The 408-nt window shown below is 61.5% G+C and carries 1 protein-coding gene; it reads right to left on the bottom strand.

Annotated features, from left to right (window positions below):
- Positions 1-251: LacI family DNA-binding transcriptional regulator (locus I6F20_RS37680; RefSeq protein ID WP_225131618.1), on the bottom strand; the 251-nt coding region annotated here is incomplete at its 3' end.
- Positions 252-408: the final 157 nt, after the last annotated feature.

Genomic DNA, 408 nt, shown 5'->3' with positions numbered 1-408 from the left:
GTCAGATGCTGCTCGGTCTCATGGCCCAACGGCAATATCACCCCCACAGCGCCGGTGCGCTGGAGCCGGAAATTGCGCGCGGCGACATTGATCTGGAAATCATGCTCGCGCGCCAACTGCTTGATCTTGTCGCGGGTAGCGACCGCGACCAGCGGATTGTCGGCCAAGGCGCGGGACACCGTGGAGATGGACACGCCAGCAAGTGCGGACAGGTCGGCAAGGCTGGAGGCTTTCTGGCGTTTCATCCACATATCCCAAATCGACCACACCCATGCTTCTGGGCGTCATCGTCCCGCTACAGGCGTTTGCGCTATAGGGCGATTTGTCGGATCGGCGCAAATGGCGCTTTCCTGCCCTGCGGCCGGTGGGTTTGCTCACGCAAGCCGCAGAGTCGCCAAACTGTAAGAG

This window comes from Bradyrhizobium sp. IC3123 (genome assembly GCF_020193625.1).
GTDB classification, from domain to species: Bacteria; Pseudomonadota; Alphaproteobacteria; order Rhizobiales; family Xanthobacteraceae; genus Bradyrhizobium; species Bradyrhizobium yuanmingense.
The sequence above is the reverse complement of the archived record's forward strand: the minus strand, read 5'-3'. Positions and strand labels throughout refer to the sequence as shown.